Annotated in this window: 8 protein-coding genes; 5 read left to right on the top strand and 3 right to left on the bottom strand. The window is 68.0% G+C overall.

Annotated elements, in window-relative coordinates; all coding sequences use genetic code 11:
- The first annotated feature begins 175 nt into the window (after positions 1-175).
- Positions 176-1,063 carry a DUF817 domain-containing protein gene (locus Q7J26_RS11780; protein WP_304936608.1) on the top strand — a complete coding sequence of 296 codons (888 nt, stop codon included), beginning with the start codon at positions 176-178 and terminating at the stop codon, positions 1,061-1,063.
- Here Q7J26_RS11780 and Q7J26_RS11785 read toward each other — a convergent pair.
- Both Q7J26_RS11785 and Q7J26_RS11790 read right to left on the bottom strand, forming a co-directional pair.
- The gene (locus Q7J26_RS11785; protein ID WP_304936609.1) at positions 1,043-1,807 is read right to left on the bottom strand and encodes an EAL domain-containing protein; all 765 of its coding nucleotides are present in this window, start codon (positions 1,805-1,807) and stop codon (positions 1,043-1,045) included. The genes Q7J26_RS11780 and Q7J26_RS11785 overlap by 21 nt on opposite strands.
- Before the next feature lie 68 nt (positions 1,808-1,875).
- Positions 1,876-2,484: a nitroreductase gene (locus Q7J26_RS11790; RefSeq protein ID WP_304936610.1), complete on the bottom strand. Its 609-nt coding sequence runs from the start codon at positions 2,482-2,484 to the stop codon at positions 1,876-1,878.
- A gap of 45 nt (positions 2,485-2,529) precedes the next feature.
- On the opposite strand from Q7J26_RS11790, the gene Q7J26_RS11795 reads away from it, so the two are divergent.
- Genes Q7J26_RS11795 through Q7J26_RS11805 form a run of 3 tightly spaced genes read left to right on the top strand, consistent with a single transcriptional unit; the run spans position 2,530 to position 4,272 of the window.
- Complete coding sequence (locus Q7J26_RS11795) at positions 2,530-3,156, top strand: NUDIX hydrolase (RefSeq protein ID WP_304936611.1); 627 nt, start codon at positions 2,530-2,532, stop codon at positions 3,154-3,156.
- A gap of 20 nt (positions 3,157-3,176) precedes the next feature.
- On the top strand, positions 3,177-3,998 hold the full coding sequence (gene cysE, locus Q7J26_RS11800; RefSeq protein ID WP_304936612.1) for a serine O-acetyltransferase: 822 nt from the start codon (positions 3,177-3,179) through the stop codon (positions 3,996-3,998).
- 52 nt (positions 3,999-4,050) lie between these two features.
- Entirely contained in the window at positions 4,051-4,272 is a 222-nt protein-coding gene (locus tag Q7J26_RS11805) for a DUF3126 family protein (RefSeq protein WP_370651939.1), read from the top strand.
- 66 nt (positions 4,273-4,338) lie between these two features.
- On the opposite strand, the gene Q7J26_RS11810 is transcribed toward Q7J26_RS11805, so the two are convergent.
- Complete coding sequence (locus Q7J26_RS11810; protein ID WP_304936613.1) at positions 4,339-5,046, bottom strand: LytTR family DNA-binding domain-containing protein; 708 nt, start codon at positions 5,044-5,046, stop codon at positions 4,339-4,341.
- Here Q7J26_RS11810 and Q7J26_RS11815 point away from each other — a divergent pair.
- The coding region (locus Q7J26_RS11815) for a S9 family peptidase (protein WP_304936614.1) at positions 5,045-6,449 on the top strand (1,405 nt) is incomplete at its 3' end. The genes Q7J26_RS11810 and Q7J26_RS11815 overlap by 2 nt on opposite strands.

Genomic DNA, 6,449 nt, shown 5'->3' on the forward strand with positions numbered 1-6,449 from the left:
TCATTCCGGGCGAAGGGCCGCTTGGCCCGTAGACCCGGAACCCAGCGGCGCCGAAGGCGAAATCTATCCACCGCACACTGCCTAAGGATCGAGTCCGCGACAGGTTCGCGCTCTCGCGCGCCGCTGGGTTCCGGGTCTACGCTGCGCTTCGCCCGGAATGACGAAAGGAAAGTGTGTGAGCGAGGAAGTTTCGGAGGCGTCCAGTCGCCTCCCCCTCGAAGCCTGGGGCCGTCGTCTCCTCACGCGCGCCGAAACCTGGGCAGACCAATCCCGGCCGCGTCGTTACGCCTACGAATTCCTTTGGTTCGGGCTGAAACAGGGGTGGGCCTGTCTGTTCGGGGGGCTGATGCTGGCGCTCATCGTCGGCACCTTTCTGTGGTGGCCGGATCAGGCGCCGATCTCGCGGTATGATTTTCTGGCGATCGGGGCGGTGGTGATCCAGGCGGCCATGCTGGCGTTCAAGCTGGAGACCTGGGAGGAGGCGCGGGTGATCTTCCTGTTCCATGTGGCGGGGACGATCATGGAGCTGTTCAAGACCGCGCACGGGTCGTGGGTCTATCCGGAGGACAGTCTGCTGCGCATCGGGGCCGTGCCGCTGTTCTCGGGCTTCATGTATGCGGCGGTCGGCAGCTATATCGCGCGGGTGCAGCGGATCTTCCATATCCGGGTGCGGGCCTATCCGCCGCTGTGGACGACCTGGGCGCTGGCGGCGGCGATTTATGTCAACTTCTTCGCCCATCACTGGCTGCCGGACGTGCGGATCGTGCTGTTCGCGGCGACGGCTGTGGTGTTCGGGCGGGGCTGGTTCTATTTCACGGCGGACCGGCGCAGGCGGTCGATGCCGCTGCTGCTGGGATACGGGCTGGTGGCCCTGTTCATCTGGTTCGCCGAGAACCTGGGGACGTTCGCGCGGGCCTGGTCCTATCCGGGGCAGGAGGCGGGGTGGGAGATGGTGTCACTGGGCAAGCTGGGGGCCTGGTTCCTGCTGATGATCATTTCCGTGGTGCTGGTGTCGTTGGTGCACCGGCCGGAAGAAGAACCGTCAGGCGGTGCGAGCCAGTGAAGCGGCGCGGGGCCAGGCGACCGGGGCCAGGGCTTCAAGCGCCGGCTTGGCCAGCAGATAGCCCTGCATCAGGCTGACGCCGAGGTCGCGCAGGACGTCGTGTTCGGCCAGGGTCTCGACGCCTTCGCACACCGGCTCGACGCCCAGGTCGCGCAGCATGTTCAGGGTGTTGCGCACGATGGTGCGCTTGACCGGGTCGGTGTCGATGTCGCGGATCAGGGCCATGTCCAGCTTGACGATGTCCGGCTGGAACAGGGCCAGCAGGCCCAGGCCCGCATAGCCGGCGCCGAAGTCGTCGATGGCCGTCTTGAACCCCATGGCGCGATAGGACCGCAGGATGTTCAGGATGTGATCGGCGTCCATCGCCTCGCTCTCGGTGAACTCGAAGATGATCCGGTTCACCGGGAAGCCGGTGCGCATCGCCGCCGCAAGCGTGGTGCGGATACAGGCGCGCGGCTCATAGACCGCATTGGGCAGGAAGTTGATCGACAGGTTGGCGCCCTCGGCGGCCATGTCGATCTCCGCCGCCAGTTCGATGGCGGTGGTGCGGCACAACTGGTCGAAGGCGTAGCGGTTGTCGGCCGAAATCTGGGCCAGGACCTGGCCGGCGCTGGCGCCGTCCTTGCCCCGCACCAGGGCCTCATAGGCGAAGACGGTCTGGGTCGAGACATCGACGATCGGCTGAAACGCCATGGTGATCGGCAGGTCGAAACCCGTTCCGTCTTTGCAACCCGCACAGGACATCGGCCGTAACGTCTCCGGTTAAGGCGCTGATGTTAGGGAGAAAAGATTAACAGAGGCCACTGCTCCGCTTAGGGCAGGCGCGTGACCTTGGCGGCCATGTCCGGGCGGGGGCGTTCCAGGGCGGGCTCGGTCAGGGTTCCGATATGGATGAAGCCGGCGACGGTTTCGCCCTCGGTCAGGCCGAACAGGGCCACGGCCTGGGAGTCATAGCTGTACCAGTCGGTGATCCAGCTGGACGAATAGCCGAAGGCGCCGGCCGCGTGTTCCAGGTTCATGCAGACGGCGCCGGCCGACAGCTGTTGCTCCCACACCGGCTTGGCGTTCGGGACCGGGGTGGAGACGACCAGGATGGTGACGGGGGCGGCGGTCAGCTTGGCCAGGACCGCCTGATCCTTGGCCGGCTTGTCGCGGACTTCAGCCAGGACGGCGAGCTTCTCGGCGATCTCGGCCCGGCTGCGCGGACCCAGAACCACGAACCGCCAGGGGAAGAGCTTGCCGTGGTCGGGGGTGCGGGCGCCCAGGGTCAGGATCTGGTCCAGCTCGGCCTGCGTCGGGCCGGGGGCGGCCAGGGCCTGGGCCGGGGCGGAGCGGCGCGTGGCCAGGCGGTCGCGCAACTCCTGCGACGGCACGGGGGCGGGCAGGGGCGCGTTCAAGGGGATCAGCGGCAGCTCGGTCATGCCGTCTAGCTAGGCTTTCGTCCTTGCCTTCGCCATAGGTGAGCCATGAGCAATTCCGAAGAACCGAAATGGGCCGCAGGTCTGGCGAAACCGCCGGCCTGGCGCAGCGACGGAACCGAGGTTCTGTTCGACAGCCCGTGGATGGCCCTGACCCGGCACCCGGCGAAGGCGCCCACGGGCCATGCGGCCGACTACGCCGTCGTGCGGTTCAAGAACGTCGGGACCGGCGTCCTGCCGGTGCATGACGACGGGACGGTGGTGCTGGTGGGTCAGCAGAGGTTCGCCCTGGCCAACTACTCGTGGGAAATGCCCGAGGGCGGGGCGCCCCTGGACGAGGATCCGTTTGATGGCGTGCGGCGAGAACTGGCCGAGGAGGCGGGGCTGGAGGCCGCGCACTGGGCGCCGGCCCTGAGCGTCGAAATGTCCAACTCCATCACTGACGAGATCGGCATGAGCTGGATCGCCTGGGGGCTGACCGCCGCGCCGACCGCGCCAGACCCGACCGAGATCATCGCCGTGGTGCGCGTGCCCTTCCTCGATTTGCTCGACGAGATCGGGCGAGGAACCGTGCGCGACAGCCTGACGGTGGCGACGGCGTACAAGGCCTATCATATGGCGCAGAATGGAGGCCTGCCTCCGGCGCTGGCGCAGGCCATGCTGGGACGGGTATGATGTCGTCGAAGGAGCCCGGCATGGCCAAGCTTGAGATCGTCACCGAGACCGACAGCGTCTGGCGCCAGCTGCGCGCCTCCGCCGAGGCCGCCTCTCGCGAGGAGCCCCAGCTGGGCTCGCAGATGAACGCCGTCATCCTGTCGCACGACGACCTAGCCGGCGCTCTCAGCTTCCAGATCGCGCGCAAGCTGGCCGACGGGGAAATGAGCGCCATGTCGGTGCGCGAGGTCTGCCTGTCCGCCTTCGTCGCCGATCCGACCATGGTCGCGGCGGCGGAAGCCGATCTGCAGGCCGTGGCCGAGCGTGACCCGGCGATCCGCAACCTGCTGCAGCCCTTCCTGTATTTCAAAGGCTTCCAGGCGCTTCAGGGCTGGCGCGTGGCCCATTGGCTGTGGGGGCAGGGGCGCGAGACCCTGGCCTTCCACTTCCAGAGCCGAATCTCCGAACTGTTCCAGCTGGACATCCATCCGGCGGCGCGGTTGGGCAAGGGACTGTTCCTGGACCACGGCACCGGCATCGTCATCGGCGAGACGGCGGTGGTCGGGGACGACGTGTCGATGCTGCACAATGTCACCCTGGGCGGCACGGGCGCGGAACGCGGCGACCGTCACCCCAAGATCGGCAAGGGGGTGCTGCTGGGCGCCGGGGCCAAGGTGCTGGGCAATATCCACGTCGGCGACTACGCCAAGGTGGCCTCGGGCTCGGTGGTGCTGAAATCCGTGCCGTCCGGCTGCACCGTGGCGGGGGTGCCGGCGCGGCTGGTCAACTGCCCCACGGGGGCAGAACCGGCGCGGACGATGGATCATACGCTGGCGGACGTGGTGTACGACTTCGTGATCTGACGGGTTTCCCTCAACGCCCGACTTCTCTAGGGTCCGCCGCCAACCCAAGACCATGAGGCCCCCCGTGAAAGACACCGACCTGAAGCGCATCGAGGCCCACCTCAAGCGCACCTTCAACACCGGCGGCATCATCGTGAAGCCCCGTCCCAAGCAGAACGACTCGGCCGAGGTCTATGTCGGCGACGAGTTCATCGGCATCGTCTTCGAGGACGAAGACGAGGAAGGCTCGTTCATGTTCGAAATGGCGATCCTGGCCGAAGACCTGCCGGAATAGGGTTTCGTCCCAATCGTGATCGTCCGGCCCGACCGGGCGATCACGCTCGACGGTGGGCGGAGGCCTCTAGAGCCAGCCTGCCGCTTTCAGCACGGGGCCATGGGTCCGGCTGACCGGCGCCGTCAGGCCGCCGACGAGGCGTATTTCGCCCGTCCCGCGTCGCCAGCGCACCTCTTCCACCGCATCGGCCGCCACCCACCACGAACGATGGACCCGCCATCCGCGCGCCCGCGCCAGTTCGTCCAGCGCGTCGGCGAACCGCAGGGTGATTAACTCCGCGCCCGCATCGGTATGGACCCGCAGATAATGGTCGTGCGCCTCGATGGCGATCAGTCGCGCGCTGCGTCGTTTGGCGGATAGTCTGCGCCGGAAGGCCGCCTCGGCCTCGGGCAGGGGCGGGACGACGAGGGTGCGGGTCTCGACCCGCGTGGGAAGCTTGCGCCAGACCAGGGCGCGGACCGCCATGGCCGCCAGCATGATGGGCCAGACCTGCCAGAGCAGCGGCAGATAGATCGACCAGCGCTGCTCTGCGAACATCAGGTGCTGGGTCACGACGACGAACAGGGTCACCAGCGGCGTGGCGAGCGCCGAGGTGAGGAACACGCGCCTCCACAGCACGGGCAGGCGACGGCCCAGGCTCTCGTCCACCGCGACGGCGATCAGCCCGCCGCCCAGCATGCAGATCATCCAGTAGGCATAGCGGGGCGCGAGGGGCGTATCGTCCGAGTCGAAGGGGCCGAGGAAACCGAGCAACAGGCCCATGGCGGCGAGCATGAGGGCGTCGACGGCCCAGCGTCGTGCGGACTTCGCTCCGATGATGGTCTTCGCCCTGTGGCCCATGCCGTCCCGTTCGCGCACCCACGGCGCCGTTCGCGAAGTCGGGCCTAGCGAGCCGCCGGCCGACCGGCAATGGCGTTTGGCGAGAACCCACCCCCTGATCGGAAAACCCATGTCGCAAAACTGGCTCGCCGCCGCCCTGACCCTCATCGTTTCCGCCGTCGCCTTGCCCACTATGGCTCAGGCGCCGGGAGCCGACGTCGATGAGCGCCCCGATCCAGCCGTGGTCTGTCATGTCGGCGTCTATCGGCTGGACGACGGCAGTTGGGTGGATGTCGCGCCGCTGGCGGACAAGGGGCTGCGGTGGCGTCGGCTGGACGGGTCCACGGCCAGGATGATGCTGGACGCCCAGGGTCATTGGATCAGTACGCTGGGGTTCACCGCCCGCGTCGAAGGTCCGCAGCCGCAGCTTGGACCCTGCGAAGAGGGACGGATCGTCTTCGAGGGGCGGACCGGACGACGCCAGGTGCAGGACGTGCGCGAGACGATCTTTGTTGGGCAGGGTGGGGTGCGGCTGAAGGGGCGACTGATCCTGCCGCCGGGCGACGGGCCGGTCCCCGTCATGGTCGAGGTGCATGGGTCGGAAGGCGCCAATGCGCTGGACTTCAACGCCTTCCAGCGGTTCGCCCCGGCCGAGGGCGTGGGCGTCTTCGTCTACGCCAAGCGGGGTTCGGGCGGATCGGAGGGCCGCTATACTCAGGACTTCCATATCCTGGCCGAGGACGCCGCCGCCGCCGTTGTCGAGGCCCGTCGGCTGGCCGGAGATCGGGCGGGCCGGGTCGGCCTGCATGGCGCCAGCCAGGGCGGCTGGATCGCGCCGCTGGCCGCCAGCCTGACCCCGGTGGACTTCGTCACCGTGGGTTTCGGCCTGGCCTATGGGGCGCTGGCGGAGGACAGTGATCAGGTGATGCTGGACCTGAAGGCCAAGGGGTGGGGCGCCGATGTGCTGGGCCAGGCGCGCGAGATCACCGATGTGACCGGGGCCTTCATCGCCTCGCACGGGGCGGTCGGCTTCGACGGTCTGGAGGTCGTTCGAGCCAAACATCGCGCCCAGCCCTGGTTCGCCGACATCAGGGGCGAGTTCACCGGCTTTTTGCTAAACACGCCGAACGAACAGATCGTCGCCATGGCCCCGGTGCTCGATGTCGGAACCTCTTGGGACTACGACCCGCTGCCGGTGCTGAGCCGGCTGGACGCGCCCATGCTGTGGATCCAGGCGGAGGACGACACCGGCGCGCCGCCCGAAGCCACGCGGCAGAGGCTGATCGACCTGGCGGCCCAGGGGCGGCCGGTCACCCTGCTGGAATACCCCGACACCGACCACGGCATCGTCCGGTTCG

The sequence above is a fragment of the Brevundimonas sp. genome (genome assembly GCF_030656255.1).
Lineage (GTDB): Bacteria > Pseudomonadota > Alphaproteobacteria > Caulobacterales > Caulobacteraceae > Brevundimonas.

Coding starts and splice junctions, on each gene's coding strand:
- Q7J26_RS11785 (WP_304936609.1), bottom strand. CDS start 1,807: ATGTCCTGTGCGGGTTGCAAAGACGGAACGGGTTTCGACCTGCCGATC.
- Q7J26_RS11790 (WP_304936610.1), bottom strand. CDS start 2,484: ATGACCGAGCTGCCGCTGATCCCCTTGAACGCGCCCCTGCCCGCCCCC.
- Q7J26_RS11795 (WP_304936611.1), top strand. CDS start 2,530: ATGAGCAATTCCGAAGAACCGAAATGGGCCGCAGGTCTGGCGAAACCG.
- cysE (WP_304936612.1), top strand. CDS start 3,177: ATGGCCAAGCTTGAGATCGTCACCGAGACCGACAGCGTCTGGCGCCAG.
- Q7J26_RS11805 (WP_370651939.1), top strand. CDS start 4,051: ATGAGGCCCCCCGTGAAAGACACCGACCTGAAGCGCATCGAGGCCCAC.
- Q7J26_RS11810 (WP_304936613.1), bottom strand. CDS start 5,046: ATGCTCGCCGCCATGGGCCTGTTGCTCGGTTTCCTCGGCCCCTTCGAC.